Genomic DNA, 19,024 nt, shown 5'->3' on the forward strand with positions numbered 1-19,024 from the left:
GCCATGCCAGAAACCAGCCGCAGAGGACTGCTCTTCGGCACCGCCGCCATCTCCGCGGGTGCCTTCCTCACCGCCTGCACCAGCAACGAGCCGGCCGAGAAGGAGCCGGCGGCCAACACGCAGCCCGCCGCCGACGACAAGCCCGGCACGCCCGTCACCATCGGCTTCGCGGGACCCCAGGCCGACCACGGCTGGCTCAACGCGATCAACGAGAACGCCAAGGCGCAGGCCGCGAAGTACTCGGAGGTGACGCTGGACATCACCGAGGGCTCCAACGACACCGCCGCCCAGATCGGCCAGGTCGAGACGCTGATCAACAAGAAGGTCGACGTCCTGGTGATCCTGCCGGCCGACGGCAAGGCGCTCACCCAGGTCGGGCTGAAGGCCATGCGCGCCGGTATCCCGGTCATCAACCTGGACCGCATCTTCGCGTCCCCGCAGGCGTACCGCTGCTGGGTCGGCGGTGACAACTACGGCATGGGCCTCAACGCCGGCAACTACATCGGCGAGAAGCTCAAGGACAAGCCGAACGCCACGGTCATCGAGCTGTCGGGCCCCGACAGCCTGGAGCTGACCCGCCAGCGCACGCAGGGCTTCGACGACGCCCTGAAGAACTACCCCAACATCAAGAAGGTCGCCCGCCAGGCGGCCGACTTCACCGTCGAGTCGGGCCAGGCCAAGATGGCCCAGCTCCTCCAGGCGCAGTCCAGCTTCGACGCGATCTGGAACCACGACGACGACCAGGGCGTGGGCGCGCTGCGCGCCATCCAGCAGGCGGGCCGCGACGGCTTCCTGATGGTCGGCGGCGCCGGTGCCAAGGCCGCCATGGACGCCATCAAGGCCGACGACAGCGTGCTCAAGGCGACCGTGCTCTATCCGCCGATCATGGCGGCGTCCGCCATCGACCTGGCCCGCGCGCTGGGTCAGAACAAGGGCGTCAGCGGGTTGTCCGGGCTGGAGATCCCCGCACAGGTCACGCTGTTCTCGGCGGTCGTCGACAAGACGAACATCGACGACTACCTGCCTCAGGGCTTCAGCTGACCGGCCCGTTAGCGGCCGCCCCCACCAGCGAGAGACGAGGAGTACTCCGTATGACCCCCAGGGAAGCGTCGGAGAAAGAGGCCGGTGCGCCACCGACACTCGGTGTCGGCATGGTCGGATACGCGTTCATGGGCGCCGCCCACTCACAGGGGTGGCGTACCGCGGGACACGTCTTCGATCTGCCGATGCGGCCCGTGCTCGCCGCGATCTGCGGACGTGACGAGGGCGCGGTGCGCGCCGCGGCCGCGAAACACGGCTGGGCCGCTGCGGAGACCGACTGGCGGCAGCTCATCGAGCGCGACGATGTGCAGGTGGTCGATGTCTGCACACCCGGGGACAGCCATGCGGAGATCGCCATCGCCGCGCTGGAGGCGGGCAAGCACGTGTTGTGCGAGAAGCCCCTCGCCAACTCGGTGGCCGAGGCGGAGGCCATGGTCAGGGCCGCGGAGGCGGCGAAGGCACGCGGTCAGCTCGCCATGGTGGGCTTCAACTACCGCCGTGTGCCCGCCGTCTCGTACGCCAGGAAGCTGATCCAGGAGGGCAGGCTCGGCACGCTGCGCCATGTCCGGGTCACCTATCTCCAGGACTGGCTGGTCGATCCGGAGTTCCCGCTCACCTGGCGGCTCAGGCGCGAGCAGGCGGGTTCGGGCGCGCTCGGGGACCTGGGGGCGCACATCATCGACCTCGCGCAGTTCCTGACGGGGGAACCGCTGGTCGGGGTGTCCGCGCTCACGGAGACGTTCGTCAGGGAACGGCCGCTGCTCAACGGGGTGTCGACGGGGCTCTCCGCGTCCGGCGGCGGCGATCTCGGCCCGGTGACCGTGGACGACGCCGCGGTCTTCACGGGCCGGCTGGCCTCGGGCGCGCTGGCCTCCTTCGAGGCCAGCCGGATGGCGGCGGGACGCAAGAACGCGCTGCATCTGGAGATCAACGGTGAGCGCGGCTCGCTCGCCTTCGATCTGGAGCGGCTCAACGAGCTGTCGTTCCACGACCACACCGAGCCCGCGCCCTCGTCCGGCTTCCGCCGGATCCTGGTCACGGAGCCGGAGCATCCCTATCTGGAGGCGTGGTGGCCGCCGGGCCACGCGCTCGGCTACGAGCACACCTTTGTCCACCAGGCCCGTGATCTGGTCGAGGCGGTCGCCGCCGGGACCGATCCGGTGCCGTCCTTCGCGGACGGGCTCCAGGTGCAGCGGGTGCTCGCGGCGGTGGAGGACAGCGCGGCGAAGAACGCCGTGTACACGCCGGTGGCGCAGCCGTCGGAGAGCGGTCAGCGGTCCGCGTAGCGGGCACGGAAGACGCGGCAGTACCGGTGCCGCCGCGGCGCGCGACGGCACCGCATCAGCGAAGGCACAGCACCTAGAGAAGGAGGTCCGAATGCCACGCCCGTTCACGCTGTTCACCGGCCAGTGGGCCGATCTGCCCCTGGAGGAGGTGTGCAGGCACGCCCGTGACTTCGGTTACGACGGTCTGGAACTCGCCTGCTGGGGCGACCACTTCGAGGTCGACAAGGCGCTCTCCGACCCCGGGTATCTGGACAGCCGCCACCAGTTGCTCGACAAGTACGGGCTGAAGTGCTGGGCGATCTCCAACCATCTCGTCGGCCAGGCCGTCTGCGACAGCCCCATCGACGAGCGCCATCAGGGCATCCTGCCGGCCCGGATCTGGGGCGACGGGGAGCCCGAGGGGGTCAGGCAGCGCGCCGCGGCCGAGATCAAGGACACCGCCAGGGCCGCCGCGGCCTTCGGGGTGGACACGGTCATCGGCTTCACCGGCTCCTCCATCTGGCACCTCGTCGCGATGTTCCCGCCCGTGCCGCCCGGCATGATCGACCGGGGCTACGAGGACTTCGCGGAGCGGTGGAACCCGATCCTCGACGTCTTCGACGCGGAGGGCGTGCGCTTCGCCCACGAGGTCCATCCGAGCGAGATCGCGTACGACTACTGGACCACCAAGCGCGCGCTGGAGGCGGTCGGCAACCGTCCGGCGTTCGGGCTCAACTTCGACCCGAGCCACTTCGTCTGGCAGGACCTGGACCCGGTCAACTTCCTCTACGACTTCCGGGACCGGATCTACCACGTCGACTGCAAGGAGGCGCGCAAGCGCCTCGACGGCCGCAACGGCCGGCTCGGCTCACATCTGCCCTGGGGCGACCCGCGGCGCGGCTGGGACTTCGTCTCGGCGGGCCACGGCGACGTCCCCTGGGAGGATGTCTTCCGGATGCTGCGGTCGATCGGCTACGAGGGCCCCATCTCGGTCGAGTGGGAGGACGCCGGTATGGACAGGCTGGCCGGCGCCCCCGAGGCGCTCAGGGATCTGAAGCGCTTCGACTTCGACGCGCCGACGGCCTCCTTCGACGCTGCTTTCGGCGGCGGCGAGTAGGACCCGGACGCGCCCCGGCACACGGCACGGCCGGGCCGCCCGGCTCGCCGTCCGTCCTCGGCCGCCGGACGGGCTGACCTCAGCCCGTCCGGCGGCACGGGGCGGAGAACACGCCGCGCCCCCCCGGACGGTTCACCCCGTCCGCCGGGGACGCGGAACGTTCGCCTGCCCACGGCCGCCGGGGCGAGTGAGCACCCCGGCGGCGAACCGGGCCCGGTCAAAGCCGACCCGCTTTGTCCTGGGGCAGGAAGAAGTACAACTTCTCCTCTGCGCAAGGTCTTTCGGTCCCGGACGAACACAGCTACGGTCCACTGAGATGTACAGGACATAGGTGGTCACCGATGTGACGGCGCACGCCGGTGACACAGCCACCTCCCCCAGGGATCCGGTGCCGGACGAGCACCGCCCCCGAGAGGCGAGCGCATCCCCTTCCGCGCTCCATTGGCAACCCGCACGTACGAACAGCCCATTGTGGAGGACTTTCGTGCACAGAAAACGCCCCAGAGCCAGAACCCTCCTCGCACTCCTGACGGGCGCCGTGCTCGCAGGTTCGAGCATCAGCGCCGTACCCGCCGCCGCGCACCCGGATCACCCGGTCGCGGAGGAAAGCTTTCAGCAGGTGACCCTCGCGAAGGGCGCCGACGAGGTGGGCGAGCCGATGTCGCTCGCCGTCCTGCCGGACCGGCAGGTGCTGCACACCTCGCGCGACGGCACGCTCCGGATCACCGACACCGGCGGCGACACCACCGTCGCCGGCACGCTGGACGTGTACAACCATGACGAGGAAGGTCTCCAGGGCGTCGGGGTCGACCCCGACTTCGCCGAGAACCGCGCGATCTATCTCTTCTACGCGCCCAAGCTCGACACCCCCGCCGGAGACGCGCCCGAGAACGGCACGGCCGCCGACTTCGCCCCCTTCGACGGGTACAACCGCCTCTCGCGCTTCACGCTGAACGAGGACGGCACCCTCGACAAGGCGAGCGAGAAGAAGGTCCTCGACGTCGCCACCTCCCGCGGCACCTGCTGCCATGTCGGCGGCGACATCGCCTTCGACGCGGACGGCAATCTCTATCTGTCGACCGGTGACGACACCAACCCCTTCGCGTCCGACGGCTACACGCCGATCGACGAGCGGCCCGACCGCAACCCGGCCTTCGACGCCCAGCGCAGCTCCGGCAACACCAACGACCTGCGCGGCAAGGTCCTCCGTATCAAGGTGGCCGAGGACGGCTCGTACACCATCCCGGAGGGCAACCTCTTCGCCCCCGGCACCGAGAAGACCCGGCCCGAGATCTACGCGATGGGGTTCCGCAACCCGTTCCGCATCTCCGTGGACCAGCAGACCGGCATCGTCTACGTGGGTGACTACGGCCCCGACGCCGGCGCCGCGTCCCCGACCCGCGGCCCGGCCGGTCAGGTGGAGTTCGCCCGGGTCACCGAGGCCGGCAACTTCGGCTGGCCGTACTGCACGGGTGACAACGACGCGTACATCGACTACAACTTCGCGAACCAGACCTCCGGCGCCGCCTTCGACTGCGCGGCCCCGAAGAACAACTCGCCCCACAACACCGGACTGACGGACCTGCCGCCGGCCCAGGCCGCGTGGATCCCGTACGACGGCGGCAGCGTGCCGGAGCTCGGCTCCGGCTCCGAGTCCCCGACCGGTGGTCCCGTCTACCGCTACGACGCCGATCTGGACTCCCCGGTGAAGTTCCCCGAGGAGTACGACGGAGACTTCTTCGCCGGTGAGTTCGGCCGCCAGTGGATCAAGCGGATCGAGCAGGGCGAGGACGGCACCGTCCAGTCGATCAACCCCTTCCCGTGGACCGGCACCCAGGTCATGGACATGGAGTTCGGCCCCGACGGCGCGCTCTACGTACTCGACTACGGGCTGTCCTGGTTCGGCGGTGACGAGCACTCGGCCCTCTACCGGATCGAGAACGCCACCGACGGCAAGTCGCCCATCGCCGAGGCCAGCGTCGACAAGACGTCCGGCAAGGCCCCGCTGAAGGCGGTCTTCTCCTCCGCGGGCACCACGGACCCCGACGGCGACGACACCCTCACCTACGCGTGGGACTTCGGCGACGGCGGCACCTCCACCGAGGCCAACCCCACCTACACGTACAAGAAGAACGGCACCTACAGCGCCAGGCTCACCGTCACCGACCCGACGGAGCGCACCGCCACCGCCTCCGTGCGGATCGTCGTCGGCAACACCGCGCCCGAGGTGGAACTCGACCTGCCCGACGAGGGTCACCTCTTCAACTTCGGTGACACCATCCCGTTCAAGGTGAAGGTCAAGGACCGGGAGGACCGGGACAACGGCCCGATCGACTGCTCCAAGGTCATCGTCCGCTACATCCTGGGCCATGACAGCCACGGCCACCCGATCACCTCGGTCAACGGCTGTGAGGGTGTCATCACCGCGCCCGCGGACACCGAGCACGACCCCAACGCCAATATCTTCGGTGTCATCGACGCCGAGTACACCGACGGCGGAGGCGGCGGCCAGGCCCCGATCACCAGCCACGACCAGTCGCAGCTCCAGCCGCGCCACCGGCAGGCCGAGCACTTCAGCGCCTCCTCCGGCATCAGGACCTACGACAAGGCACCGGCCAACGGCGGCAAGACCGTCGGTGACATCGACGACGGCGACTGGATCTCCTTCACGCCGTACAACCTGACGGGGTCCAAGACCCTGACCGCGCGGATCTCCTCCGGCGGCGCCGGCGGCTTCCTCGAAGTACGCACGGGCTCCGCCACCGGCGAGCTGCTGGGCTCCTCGCCGGTTCCGGTCACCGGTGGCTGGGAGACCTTCCAGGACATCGACGTACCGCTGCGCTCCGTACCGAAGAAGACCACCGAGCTGTTCCTGGTCTTCAAGGGCGCTGTCGGCGGGGGTGCCCTCTTCGACCTGGACGACTTCGAGATCTCGACGGCCGTGGCCGGCAAGACCGAGAAGCGCGTCCTGGTCTTCTCCAGGACCGCGGGGTTCCGTCATGACTCGATCCCCGAGGGTGTCGCCGCGCTGAAGGAGCTGGGCGCGACCACCGGGATCAAGGTCGACGCCACCGAGACGGGCGCGCAGTTCACCACCAACAACCTGGCCCGGTACGACGCGGTGGTGTTCCTCTCCACCACGGGTGATGTCCTCAACGCCGACCAGCAGAGGGCGTTCGAGAACTATGTCGCGACCGGCGGCGGCTACATGGGGGTGCACGCCGCGGCGGACACCGAGTACGACTGGGCCTTCTACGGCGGTCTGGTGGGGGCCTACTTCACCTCTCACCCGCAGATCCAGCCGGCCACCGTCCGGGTCGAGGACCACGACCACCCGTCGACCGCGCATCTCGGCGACGAGTGGCAGCGCACCGACGAGTGGTACAACTACCGCACCAACCCGCGCGAGCAGGCACGTGTGCTCGCCACCCTGGACGAGACCACCTACCAGGGCGGCAGCATGAAGGGCGATCACCCGATCGCCTGGTGCCAGACCTACGAGGGCGGCCGTGCCTTCTACACCGGAGGCGGCCACACCAAGGAGTCCTACGCGGACGACGCCTTCCGCAAGCACCTCCTCGGCGGACTGCGGTACGCGTCCGGCCAGGTGAACGCGGACTGCACGCCGCAGACCGGCTACCGGGACCTCTTCAACGGAAAGACCGCGGAGGGCTGGAAGCAGGCGGGACCGGGCAAGTTCAACGTCGTGAACGGTGAACTCCGCTCCGAGGGCGGCATGGGTCTGCTCTGGTACCAGGCCAGGGAGCTGAAGTCCTACTCCCTGAAGCTGGACTGGAAGCTGGACGGGGACGACAACTCCGGTGTGTTCGTGGGCTTCCCCGCCTCCGACGACCCCTGGTCCGCGGTGGACAAGGGATACGAGGTGCAGATCGACGCCACCGACGCCCCGGACCGCACCACCGGCTCCGTCTACGGCTTCAAGTCGGCCGAACTCAAGGCCAGGGACCGGGTTCTGCGCCCGCCGGGGCAGTGGAACAGCTACGAGATCAAGGTCCAGGGTGAGCGTCTGCAGATCTTCCTCAACGGCGCGAAGATCAACGACTTCACCAACAAGGACCCCGAGCGCAGCCTCAAGGACGGCTACATCGGTCTCCAGAACCACGGCGCCGACGACCAGGCGTCCTTCCGCAACATCCAGCTCAAGGAACTGCCGGCCGCCTAGGGACTCCTAGGACGGACGGTCCGCCGGCCGGCGGCGGGCGGGGAGGCGCCGTACCCCCCGCCCGCCGTCCACCAACCACCACCACACCATCGGCAGGGAGGCAGCCCGTGACGACGAGCGGTACGGAATCGACTGCAGTACGCACCGGAGTCTGGTTCGTCGGAGCGCGCGGCTCCGTCGCCACGACGGCTGTCGCGGGATGCGCGGCGGTCACCGCCGGGCTCCATCCCGCGACGGGCATGGTCACCGAGACCGCGCCGTTCGCGGGGACGGGCCTCCCCGCCCTCTCCTCGCTCGTCTTCGGCGGACACGACACGGCGAGCTGCCCGCTGCCCAAGCGGGCCGAGGCGCTGACCGTGGCGGGCGTGCTGCCGCACGGTCTGCCCTCCGCCATCCACGCCGAACTGACCGCCGCCGACCAGGAGATCAGGACCGGCGGTCCCCAGCCGGGGGACACCAGGAGCGACGAGGAACTCATCGCCGCCTTCGCCGACGACATCACGGACTTCGCACGCCGTACGGGCGTGGCGCGCACGGTCGTCGTCAATGTCTCCTCCACCGAACCCACCCCGGAGCCGGGCGATCCACGGCTGCCCGCCAGCTCGCTGTACGCGGCGGCGGCGGTCCGGGCCGGCTGCTCGTACGTCAACTTCACGCCGTCCACCGGGCTGCGTACCGAGGCCCTGACAGCGGCCGCCGAGGCCGGCGGACTTCCCCACGCCGGCCGCGACGGCAAGACAGGCCAGACGCTGCTCCGTTCCGTGCTCGCCCCGATGTTCATGCAGCGTGCCCTGACCGTACGGGCCTGGTCGGGCACGAATCTGCTGGGCGGCGGGGACGGAGCGGCGCTGGCCGACCCGGCCGCGGCGGCGGCCAAGAACGCGGGCAAGGAGCGCGTACTCGCCGACACGCTGGGCACGGCGCCCGAGGGCGAGGTGCACATCGACGACGTGCCGGCCCTGGGCGACTGGAAGACGGCCTGGGACCACATCGCCTTCGACGGCTTCCTCGGCTCGCGGATGATCCTCCAGACCATCTGGCAGGGCTGCGACTCGGCGCTCGCGGCGCCCCTGGTGCTCGATCTGGCACGGCTGGTGGCGCGCGCGCACGAGGCCGGGCTGAGCGGGCCCCTGCCCGAGCTGGGCTTCTACTTCAAGGACCCGGACGGCGGACCGGCCGCGCTCGCCGAGCAGTTCGAGGCGCTGCTGCTGTTCGCCGACCGGCTGAAGGAGAGCCGGTGAGCCCGACGGGATCCGGACGGACGACCCTGCGGGCCTGGGCGGAACTGCTGCGGGTCTCGGCCCTGTTCACGGTCCCGGGCGACGCCCTGGCCGGCGCCTCGGCCCTCGGCGTGCGCCCGAACCGGGGCACGGCGCTGGCGGTGGGCGCGTCGTTGTGTCTGTACGAGGCGGGCATGGCCCTCAACGACTGGGCGGACCGCGAGGAGGACGCGGTGGACCGCCCGCACCGCCCCATTCCCTCGGGCCGCATCAGTCCCGCGGCGGCCCTGACGGCCGCCGCCGCGCTGACGGCGGCCGGTCTGGCCCTCGCCTCCCGGGCCGGGCGGCCGTCACTGGCGGTCGGCACCGCCCTGGCCGGTGCGGTCTGGTCGTACGACCTCCATCTCAAGCACACCCCGGCGGGTCCGCTGGCCATGGGCGCGGCCCGCTCCCTGGATCTGCTCCTGGGCGCGACGGCGACGGGAACGGCGGGCGCGCGGGGCACCCTCCCCGTCCCCGGCCGCGGGCTGTCGTCCGGCACGGGCACAGGCATGCGCCGATGGATGCCCCGTACATCTGTTCAGCCGTCCGGCGCGCGGGACGGCGGGCGCGCGTGGCCGTCCCGTACGTCTCGTACCGCGGGACCGGCCGGGTCCGATGTACGCAAGGCACTGCCGGCCGCGGCCGTGCTCGGGGCGCACACCGTCGCCGTGACCGTCGTCTCCCGGGGTGAGGCGCAGGGCGGATCCACCGTCCCGCCGCTCGCCGCGCTGCTGAGCACCGCCACGCTGGGGGCGCTGACCGGGCGGTGGCGCCGGGGGACCCCGGCCTCCGCGGGGACCCTGGCCGCCGGGGGCCTCGCCGCCCTCTACGCCGGGACCGCGGGCCGCCCCCTGGCGCACGCCGCGCTCAATCCCTCCCCGCCTCTCACCCAGCGCGCCGTCGGGGGCGGGATCCGGGCGATGATCCCGCTCCAGGCGGCGCTCGCCGCACGCGGCGGGGCCGCCGGGACCGCGCTGGGAATCATGGGGCTCGTACCCCTGGCACGGACCTTCGCACGGAAAGTGAGCCCCACATGAGTCTGCGTTTCGGATACGGCACCAACGGGCTCACCGATCTCCGGCTCGACGACGCGCTCGGGCTGCTCGCCGATCTCGGCTACGACGGGGTCGGGCTGACCCTCGACCACATGCATCTCGACCCCATGGCCCCCGACCTCGCCGCCCGTACCCAGCGCGTCGCCCGGCGGCTGGGGGAGGTGGGGCTCGGGGTCACCGTCGAGACCGGCGGACGGTATGTCCTCGACCCGCGCCGCAAGCACGGCCCCACCTTGCTCGACCCGGCCCCCGAGGGCCGCGCCGCGCGCACCGGGCTGCTGGTGACGGCCGTGAAGGTCGCCGCCGACCTCGGCGCGCACGCCGTGCACTGCTTCAGCGGGGTGACCCCGGCGGGCACCGACACCGACACCGCCTGGAAGCGGCTCGAAGAGGCGATGGCCCCGGTGGTCGACGCCGCCGAGAGCGCCGGCATCCCTCTCGCAGTCGAGCCCGAGCCCGGCCATCTCGTCCCGGACCTCGCCGGTTTCCACCAGCTCAGACACCGGCTCGGCGACCCGGATCCGCTCGGCCTCACCCTCGACATAGGCCACTGCCAGTGCCTGGAGCCCGCCCCGCCCGCCGACTGCGTCCGCGAGGCCGCGCCCTGGCTGCGCCATGTGCAGATCGAGGACATGCGGCGCGGGGTCCACGAGCATCTTCCGTTCGGTGAGGGCGAGATCGACTTCCCGCCGGTGCTCGCCGCGCTGGCCGCCACCGGTTACGAGGGCCTCACCGTCGTCGAACTGCCCCGCCACTCCCACGCGGGCCCCGAACTCGCCCGTACCTCCCTGGACTTCCTCCGTACGAAGGGAGCAGCATGACCGCGAACCCGCCGCCGGCCCGCGAGGAACTGGCCGCCCGGCTCGACGGGACCGCCCGGTCCTGGCTCGACACGGCCCTCGCCGAGGCCGCCGCGGCCCCCGGGCACCCGGCGGAGGGCGACAACGTTGCCGTCGCCCCCTGGGAGCTGCGGTTCGCCGCCGCCGGACGCCACTGCGGCCAGGAACACGCCGACTCCGTACGGGTGCTGCTCCTCCAGGAGGCCCGCGCGGACCTCGCCACCCTCACCCGGCTCTACCACCAGGGCACCGCCGGCGAGCGCCGCGCCGTGCTGCTCGCCCTGCCCCTGCGGGTCACGGGCCCCGAGGCGCTGCCCCTGACCGAGGACGCGCTGCGGACCAATGACACCCGGCTGGTCGCCGCCGCCGTCGGTCCCTACGCCGCCGCCCATCTGGACCCCCACTCCTGGCGGCACGCCATCCTCAAATGCCTCTTCACCGGCGTGCCCGTCACCGCCGTCCACGATCTGGGGACCCGCGCCCACGGAGACGCCGAACTGGCCCGGATGCTCGCCGACTTCGCGGCCGAGCGCACCGCCGCCGGCCGTCCTGTACCCGCCGACCTGCACCACGCGCTGAATCTGACCGGCGAGGAGTCCTGATGCGCATCTTCGACCCCCACATCCATATGACCTCCCGCACCACGGACGACTACCAGGCGATGTACGCCTCCGGTGTCCGCGCCCTGGTCGAGCCGTCCTTCTGGCTGGGCCAGCCCCGTACCTCACCCGTGAGCTTCTTCGACTACTTCGATTCTCTCCTCGGCTGGGAGCCGTTCCGCGCCGCCCAGTACGGCATCGCGCACCACTGCACGCTCGCCCTCAATCCCAAGGAGGCGAACGACCCGCGCTGCGCACCCGTCCTGGACGCCCTGCCCCGCTATCTCGTCAAGGACGGGGTGGTCGCCGTCGGTGAGATCGGCTACGACTCCATGACCCCGGCCGAGGACACCGCGCTCGCCGCGCAGCTCCAGCTCGCCGCCGACCACGGGCTGCCCGCGCTGGTCCACACCCCCCACCGCGACAAGCTGTCCGGGCTGCGCCGCACCATCGACGTCGTGCGCGAATCCGCCCTGGACCCGGAGTGGGTGCTGCTCGACCACCTCAACGAGACGACGGTCAAGGACGCGGCGGAGAGCGGAAGCTGGCTGGGCTTCTCCATCTACCCCGACACCAAGATGGACGAGGACCGCATGGTCGCCGTCCTCAAGTCCCACGGCACCGAGAAGGTGCTGGTCAACTCGGCCGCGGACTGGGGCAAGAGCGACCCGCTCAAGACCCGCAAGGTCGCGGACGCGATGCTCGCCGCCGGTTTCGGCGAGGACGACGTCGACCAGGTCCTGTGGCGCAACCCCGTCGCCTTCTACGGGCTCAGCGGGAGACTCCAGCTCGACGTCCCCGCCCCGGAGGCCCTCCACGAGGGCAACTCCATCCTTCGCGGCGGGGAGTGATCCCATGCGCTTCCGCCACCCCGACGGCTCCACCGTCCATCTCTCGTACTGCACCAATGTCCACCCCGCCGAGACGCTCGACGGTGTGCTCGCCCAACTGCGCGACCACTGCGAACCGGTGCGCAAACGGCTCGGCCGCGACCGCCTCGGCATCGGTCTCTGGCTCGCCAAGGGCGCGGCCCAGGCGCTGATCAACGATCCGGCCGCGCTGCGCGGACTCCGCGCCGAGCTGGACCGGCGGGGACTGGAGGTCGTCACGCTCAACGGCTTCCCCTACGAGGGATTCGGCGCCGAGGAGGTCAAGTACCGCGTCTACAAGCCGGACTGGGCCGACCCCGAGCGGCTCGCCCACACCAGTGATCTGGCCAGGCTGCTGGCCGCGCTGCTGCCGGACGATGTCACCGAGGGCTCCGTCTCCACGCTTCCGCTCGCCTGGCGCACCGACTACGACGCCACCGCGGCCCGCACCGCCAGGACGGCGCTGGCCACGCTCTCCGAGCGGCTCGACGGGCTGGAGGAGCTGACCGGCAAGTCCATCAGGATCGCCCTGGAACCGGAGCCCGGCTGCACCGTCGAGACCACCGCCGACGCGATCGGCCCGCTCACGGAGATCGGCAGCGACCGGATCGGCATCTGCATCGACACCTGCCATCTCGCCACCTCCTTCGAGGACCCGGCCACGGCCCTGGCCGCGCTGCACGCGGCGCGCGTCCCGATCCCCAAGGCGCAGCTCTCCGCCGCCCTGCACGCCGAGAACCCGCATCTGCCGGAGGTACGGGAGGCGCTCGGCGCGTTCGCCGAACCCCGCTTCCTCCATCAGACGCGTACCCGCACCGCCGCCGGGCTGCGCGGCACCGACGATCTGGACGAGGCACTCGGCGGAGAGGCGCTGCCCGACGGCGCCCCCTGGCGCGCGCACTTCCATGTGCCGCTGCACGCCCCGCCCGCCCCGCCGCTCACCTCCACGCTCCCCGTGCTCCAGGACACCCTCACCCGGCTGATCGGCGGCGCCGAGCCGCGGACCCGTCATCTGGAGGTCGAGACCTACACCTGGCAGGCACTCCCCGCCGAGCTGCGGCCCCGCTCGCGCGGACAGCTCGCCGAGGGGATCGCCGCCGAACTCACCCTGGCCCGCGACCTGCTGGTCGACCTCGGCCTGAAGGAGCTGCCATGACCGAGACCCCGGCCGTGCCGCCGGCCGGCCCCACCGCGGGCACCGCGGCCGAAGCCGCCGCCCCCGTACCGGTGACCGCTCCGGTACCGGCCCCGGCCCCCGAAGCGAATCCCACGCCGGCCCCGGCGCCCACACCGCTCCTGGTGCTGGACGTCGTCGGGCTCACCCCCCAACTGCTCGCGCACATGCCCCGTCTGCGCGAGCTGGCGGCCACGGGTTCGCAGGCCCCGCTGAGCACGGTGCTGCCCGCCGTCACCTGTAGCGCGCAGTCCACCTTCCTCACCGGGACGCTCCCCGCCGAACACGGCATCGTCGGCAACGGCTGGTACTTCCGCGAGCTGGGGGACGTCCTGCTGTGGCGCCAGCACAACGGGCTGGTCTCCGGGGACAAGCTCTGGGACGCCGCCCGCCGGGTCCACCCCGGCTACACGGTCGCCAATATCTGCTGGTGGTACGCGATGGGCGCGGACACCGACTTCACCGTCACCCCGCGTCCCGTCTACTACGCCGACGGCCGCAAGGAACCCGACTGCTACACCCGTCCGCCGGCGCTGCACGACGAACTCACCGAGAAGTTCGGCACCTTCCCCCTCTTCCACTTCTGGGGCCCCGGCGCCGATCTCGTCTCGTCCCAGTGGATCATCGACGCCACCCGCCACATCATCAGCACCCGCACCCCCGATCTGGCGCTCTGCTACCTCCCCCATCTGGACTACGACCTCCAGCGCTACGGCCCCGACGACCCCCGCTCCCACCGGGCGGCGGCCGAGCTGGACGCCGCGATGGCCCCGCTCCTCGACGACGCGAGGGCCGAGGGCCGTACCGTCGTCGCGCTCTCGGAGTACGGCATCACCCGGGTCTCCCGGGCCGTCGACATCAACCGGGCGCTGCGCAGGGCCGGGCTGCTGGAGGTCCACACCCAGGACGGGATGGAGTATCTCGACCCGATGGCCTCCCGGGCCTTCGCCGTCTCGGACCACCAGATCGCCCATGTCTATGTGCGCCGCCCGGAGGACCTCGACGTCACCCGTGAGGCGCTCCAGGACCTGCCCGGTATCGACACGATCCTGGACGACGAGGGCAAGAAGGCGCACGGACTGGACCATCCGCGCTCGGGCGAACTGGTGGCCGTCGCCGAACCCGACGCGTGGTTCACGTACTACTACTGGCTCGACGACGACCGGGCGCCCGACTTCGCCCAGCTCGTCGAGATCCACCGCAAGCCGGGGTACGACCCCGTCGAGCTGTTCATGGACCCGCTCGACCCGTACGTACGGCTCAAGGCGGCCAAGGCGATCGCCCGCAAGAAGCTCGGTATGCGCTACCGGCTCGCGGTCGTGCCCCTCGACCCCTCCCCGATCCGTGGCAGCCACGGACGCCTTCCGCGGAGCGACGACGAAGGTCCGCTCATCCTGTGCTCCGCCCCCCGTGCCGTCGGTGACCGTGTCGCGGCCACCGATGTGAAGTCACTCCTGCTCCACCTTGCCGGACTGCACTGACAGAAGGAGTTCCGCAATGAGCCGCAAGAAGTCAGCCGACCCCGAGCTCGCCCAGAAGCTGAGCAGACGCTCCATGCTCGGGGTCGCGGCCGGCGCGACCGCCGCCGCTGTCCTGGGCGCGGCGGCCACCCCGGCCGCCGCGCAGGGCAAGGGCGAGGGGCACGGGCACGGCCATGGGCACGGACACGGCAAGGGACAGCCCGTCCTGCCCCCCGGCCGCCTCGGCGTCCAGCTCTACTCGCTGCGCGACAAGGTCTCGACGATCGGTTTCGCCAAGGTCTTCGACGAACTCGAACGCTTCGGCTACGACGAGATCGAATTCGCCGGATACACCCAGGGCTCCGCGGGAGAGATCACGCTCGCCCAGCTCAAGCGGCTGGCCAGAAACCACGGGCTCAAGCCCATCGGCAGCCATGTCAACTACTACGACGACGGCAACCCGAACGCCTACAGCTTCGCCCAGAACCTGGAACAGGTCCTGGACGACGCCCAGGCCCTCGGTCTCGAACATGTGGGCACGGCCTCGGGACCGTTCCGTTACGGCTCCACCGTGGACGCCTGGAAGCGGGCCGCCGAGGACTTCAACACCTATGGCGCCGCGGCCAGGCGACGGGGGCTGAAGTTCTACCAGCACAACCACGCGGAGGAGTTCTCCTTCGCGACGGACCAGCCGAACGTCCGTCTCTACGATGTCCTGCTGGCCGAGACCGACCCCGATCTGGTCTTCCTGGAGATGGACATCTACTGGGCCTTCGCGGGTCAGTTCCGCTTCAGCAAGACCCCGGAGGGCAGGCCCGCCCCCTTCGACCCGCTGCGTTATGTCCTCAAGCAGCCCGACCGCTACCCGCTCTTCCATGTCAAGGACGGCATCGAGGACATCGCCGCCCGCGACGGGTACCGGATGGTGGACGTCGGTGACGGCGACATCGACTACAAGCGCTTCATATCGGCGGTGAACAAGACCCGCGGCGGCCGCCGCGACCACCACTGGCAGGTCGAGCACGACCAGCCGGTGGACTCCATCGCCTTCGCCCGCAAGTCCGCGGCGCACCTCCACTCGCTGCGCGAGCGGCGGTAGCCCCCGCCGTACCGCGAGGGACCGCGGACGGCGGCGGTACACGGACGACGGCCCCCCGCACGGCTTCTCCCGAAGCCGTGCGGGGGGCCGTCGGTGTGACGCGCCCGCCCCCACCGGGTCAGGCGGGCGCCTCACCGGGCGCGCGCGTACGCGCCCACGGCAGTACGGCCGTCCTTCGCCCGCGTTCCGGACCGCCGGGCTGCCGCAGTACCAGTGAGAGTCCCGCCGCGATCAGCGAGACCACACCGGAGGCCACATACGCGCCGACGAAGCCCCAGGAGGCCACCACGACGGCGCCGAGACCACCGCCGAACAGGCCGCTGACCAGCTTGGCGCTGTACACCATGCCGTAGTTCGAGGCGTTGTTGTTCTCCCCGAAGTAGTCGGGGACCAGCGCCGCGAACAGCGGATAGAACGCACCGCCGCCGAAGCCGGACAGGAAGGCGAAGACCAGGAACAGTGTCTGGTTGCGGATCTCACCCGCCCACAGCACACCGAACTGAGCCACGGCCAGGGTCAGACACACATAGGTCAGCGTGGTCTGCCGCCCCAGCTTGTCCGACAGCCAGCCCACCACACCGCGCCCGGTGCCGTTGATCACCGACATCACACCCATGGACGACGCCGCGATGAGCGGGCCGAAGCCCATCTCCTTCGCGAACGGCACCTGGAACGAGATACCGAAGATCGACACGCCGGCGCAGCAGAGCATGCAGAGCCACATCAGCGGCACCACACCCGTCCTCAGCGCCTCCTTCGGCGTGTACTGCCGTACCGCTGGAGGGTTCTTGGCGAGAGCCCTCCCGGTCTTCGAGTCCCCGGCGATATTGAGCGGATCGACCTCCTCCGGCCACCAGTTCTTCGGCGGATCCTTGAAGAACAGGCCCGAGACCAGCGTCAGCACCAGGACATAGACCCCCACCAGGTCGAGCACCGTGTGGTAGTTCGAGGTGTCGAAACCGTAGGTGAAGAGGAAGATGAACGGCACGGCGCCATAGGCGAACGCCCCGTTGACCAGTCCGGTTTTGCCGCCCCTGCGTTCCGGGTACCACTTGCCGACCATATTCACGCAGGTCGAGTAGATGAGTCCGGAACCCACCCCGCCCAGCAGGCCGAAGCCCACCAGCGCGAGCCAGATGTTCGGCGCGTGACTGAGGCTGACGAACCCCACCAGCGAGAAGAACGAGCCGATGAGCATGGCGGCCCTGCTGGTCAGGATGCCCTTCTCCCGCAGCCGGCCGGCCGGGAAGGAGACGGAGGCCTGGAAGAAGATCCAGACGCTCAGCACCCAGAAGGTGTTCGTCGAACTCCAGTGGTGCGCCTTGGACAGGGTCTCCTCCGCAGCCCCGAAGGCGTACTCGAAGACGCTGATGGCGAGCATGGCGAGCCAGGGCAGCGCCACCATCGTCCAGCGGGGGAGGCCGAGGATCTGCCGGTCGGATTCACCGATCCGGTAGACACGGCCGCGTGCGTCGGTGATTTCGCGGTAGTCCGCGCCGGCCGTGGCCGGCGCGGACGTACCGGAGAGAGGTTGTGCTGACATGTCAGGCGATCTCCCGGCCGATCGGGTTCGGGTTGGGCTGTATCTTCTTGCGGTTCGGCCTGTCCGGCGCCTTGAGGAACAGGGCCAGTACCGCCGAGGCGATGCCGATGCCACCGGCGATGATGAACGCGCCCTCGTAGTCCCAGGCGGCCACCACCACGGCTCCCATACCGGAGCCGACCAGGCCGGAGATCAGCTTGGAGCTGTAGACCATGCCGTAGTTGGAGGCGTTGTTGTTCTCTCCGAAGTAGTCCGCCGTCATCGCCGCGAAGAGCGGGAAGATCGCGCCGCCGCCGAAGCCGGAGACCATCGAGCAGAAGAGGAAGAACGGCATGCTTCCCATGGATCCGGAGATGAGCACACCGAACTGCGCACTGCCCAGGACCAGACAGACGAAGATCAGTGTGCTACGGCGTCCGTACCGGTCGGAGATCCAGCCGATGACACCGCGTCCCGTACCGTTCACGATCGCCTTGAGCGACATCGCGGTGGCCACGATCCCGCCCGCGAAGCCCATGTCCTTGCCGAAGGGCACCTGGAAGGCGATACCGAAGATGTTGATACCGGCCGTGCAGAGCAGGCAGAACCACATCATCCACAGCACGGGCGTCCGTGCCGCTTCCTTCGGTGTGTACTGCTTGACCGCCGGAGGGTTCTTCTCCAGCGCACGCCGGATACGGGGGTCCTCCGACGTCTTCAGCGGGTCCGCTCCCGTGGGCCACCAGTACTTCGGCGGGTCCTTGAAGAACCAGCCGGCGACGGCGACGACCAGGCAGCAGATGACACCGACGGAGACCAGGACGACCTGGTAGTTGCTCAGGTCCATGTACGAGGTGAAGAGGAAGACGAAGGGCACGGAGCCGTAGGCGAAACCGCCGTTGACGAGGCCGGTCTTGCCTCCCTTGCGCTCCGGATACCACTTGCCGACCATGTTCACACAGGTGGCATAGACCAGACCCGCGCCGATACCGCTGAACATACCGAAGCCTATGTACGCCACGATCACATGCGGCGCGTAGGCCAGGGAGAGATAGCCCAGGAACGTACCCAGCGCGCCGAGCATCATGGCGTACCGGGCGGGCAGCTTGCCGCTCTCACGGAGCTGCCCGGCGGGGAAGGCGACGGCCGCCTGGAAGAAGATCCAGACGCCCATCAGCCAGAAGATGTGCCCGCTGTTCCAGAGGTGTGCCTCGTGCAGAGTGTCCTCCGCCGAGGTGAAGGCGTACTCCGACGAACTGATGCCCATCATCCCGATCCAGGGGAAGAGCACCATCGTCCATCGGGGACGGCCCATGATGTCCCGGTCGGTCTCACCGATCCGGTACACGCGTCCGTTGCCGTCCGTCACCTCCTTGAAGGGGACGGAAGTCGAGATTTCGGTAGTTGTCATGTGGTGTTGCACCCCTTGCATCGAAAGAGCTGGCCAGCGCCCCCTGTCCAAAACCTTTCGTGCTGCCCCGGGCGGGCTAGGTCATCGGTAACCTCCCAACCACCTGACCGGTGTGCTGTTCCGACGGT

At 70.2% G+C, this 19,024-nt stretch carries 14 protein-coding genes; 12 read left to right on the plus strand and 2 right to left on the minus strand.

Features of this window, described 5'->3' with window-relative positions; all coding sequences use genetic code 11:
• Positions 1-3: 3 nt before the first annotated feature.
• From ACFYYH_RS01035 to ACFYYH_RS01090, 12 genes are all read left to right on the plus strand, one after another.
• The gene (locus ACFYYH_RS01035) at positions 4-1,041 is read left to right on the plus strand and encodes a substrate-binding domain-containing protein (RefSeq protein ID WP_388544144.1); all 1,038 of its coding nucleotides are present in this window, start codon (positions 4-6) and stop codon (positions 1,039-1,041) included.
• A gap of 50 nt (positions 1,042-1,091) precedes the next feature.
• Positions 1,092-2,327, plus strand: a complete 1,236-nt coding sequence (locus ACFYYH_RS01040; protein ID WP_388544147.1) for a Gfo/Idh/MocA family protein — start codon at positions 1,092-1,094, stop codon at positions 2,325-2,327.
• A gap of 91 nt (positions 2,328-2,418) precedes the next feature.
• A complete protein-coding gene (locus ACFYYH_RS01045) occupies positions 2,419-3,423 on the plus strand; it encodes a sugar phosphate isomerase/epimerase family protein (protein ID WP_388544149.1) in 1,005 nt (334 codons plus the stop codon).
• 484 nt (positions 3,424-3,907) lie between these two features.
• The gene (locus tag ACFYYH_RS01050; RefSeq protein WP_388544151.1) at positions 3,908-7,606 is read left to right on the plus strand and encodes a ThuA domain-containing protein; all 3,699 of its coding nucleotides are present in this window, start codon (positions 3,908-3,910) and stop codon (positions 7,604-7,606) included.
• Between the two features lie 107 nt (positions 7,607-7,713).
• On the plus strand, positions 7,714-8,847 hold the full coding sequence (locus ACFYYH_RS01055) for an inositol-3-phosphate synthase (protein ID WP_388544154.1): 1,134 nt from the start codon (positions 7,714-7,716) through the stop codon (positions 8,845-8,847).
• Positions 8,844-9,905: an SCO3242 family prenyltransferase gene (locus tag ACFYYH_RS01060; protein WP_388544157.1), complete on the plus strand. Its 1,062-nt coding sequence runs from the start codon at positions 8,844-8,846 to the stop codon at positions 9,903-9,905. The genes ACFYYH_RS01055 and ACFYYH_RS01060 overlap by 4 nt, the downstream gene beginning before the upstream one ends.
• Positions 9,902-10,744 carry a sugar phosphate isomerase/epimerase family protein gene (locus tag ACFYYH_RS01065; protein WP_388544159.1) on the plus strand — a complete coding sequence of 281 codons (843 nt, stop codon included), beginning with the start codon at positions 9,902-9,904 and terminating at the stop codon, positions 10,742-10,744. Before ACFYYH_RS01060 ends, ACFYYH_RS01065 begins: the two co-directional genes overlap by 4 nt.
• Entirely contained in the window at positions 10,741-11,364 is a 624-nt protein-coding gene (locus tag ACFYYH_RS01070; protein ID WP_388544161.1) for an EboA domain-containing protein, read from the plus strand. Before ACFYYH_RS01065 ends, ACFYYH_RS01070 begins: the two co-directional genes overlap by 4 nt.
• Positions 11,364-12,212, plus strand: coding sequence for a TatD family hydrolase (locus ACFYYH_RS01075; protein WP_388544162.1), 849 nt, complete (start codon positions 11,364-11,366; stop codon positions 12,210-12,212). Before ACFYYH_RS01070 ends, ACFYYH_RS01075 begins: the two co-directional genes overlap by 1 nt.
• Positions 12,213-12,216: 4 nt before the next feature.
• On the plus strand, positions 12,217-13,386 hold the full coding sequence (eboE, locus tag ACFYYH_RS01080) for a metabolite traffic protein EboE (protein ID WP_388544164.1): 1,170 nt from the start codon (positions 12,217-12,219) through the stop codon (positions 13,384-13,386).
• Positions 13,383-14,885 (plus strand): alkaline phosphatase family protein, encoded by a 1,503-nt coding sequence (locus ACFYYH_RS01085; protein WP_388544166.1) that lies wholly within the window; start codon positions 13,383-13,385, stop codon positions 14,883-14,885. The genes eboE and ACFYYH_RS01085 overlap by 4 nt, the downstream gene beginning before the upstream one ends.
• A gap of 16 nt (positions 14,886-14,901) precedes the next feature.
• Entirely contained in the window at positions 14,902-15,963 is a 1,062-nt protein-coding gene (locus ACFYYH_RS01090; RefSeq protein ID WP_388544168.1) for a sugar phosphate isomerase/epimerase family protein, read from the plus strand.
• Between the two features lie 118 nt (positions 15,964-16,081).
• Here the strand turns inward: ACFYYH_RS01090 and ACFYYH_RS01095 are convergent, their stop codons facing one another.
• Together ACFYYH_RS01095 and ACFYYH_RS01100 are read right to left on the minus strand one after the other, a co-directional pair.
• Positions 16,082-17,506, minus strand: coding sequence for an OFA family MFS transporter (locus ACFYYH_RS01095; protein ID WP_388544170.1), 1,425 nt, complete (start codon positions 17,504-17,506; stop codon positions 16,082-16,084).
• Position 17,507: 1 nt separating this feature from the next.
• Complete coding sequence (locus ACFYYH_RS01100) at positions 17,508-18,896, minus strand: OFA family MFS transporter (protein ID WP_388544171.1); 1,389 nt, start codon at positions 18,894-18,896, stop codon at positions 17,508-17,510.
• Between the last annotated feature and the right edge of the window lie 128 nt (positions 18,897-19,024).

It is taken from the genome of Streptomyces sp. NPDC002018 (assembly GCF_042890865.1).
Lineage (GTDB): Bacteria > Actinomycetota > Actinomycetes > Streptomycetales > Streptomycetaceae > Streptomyces.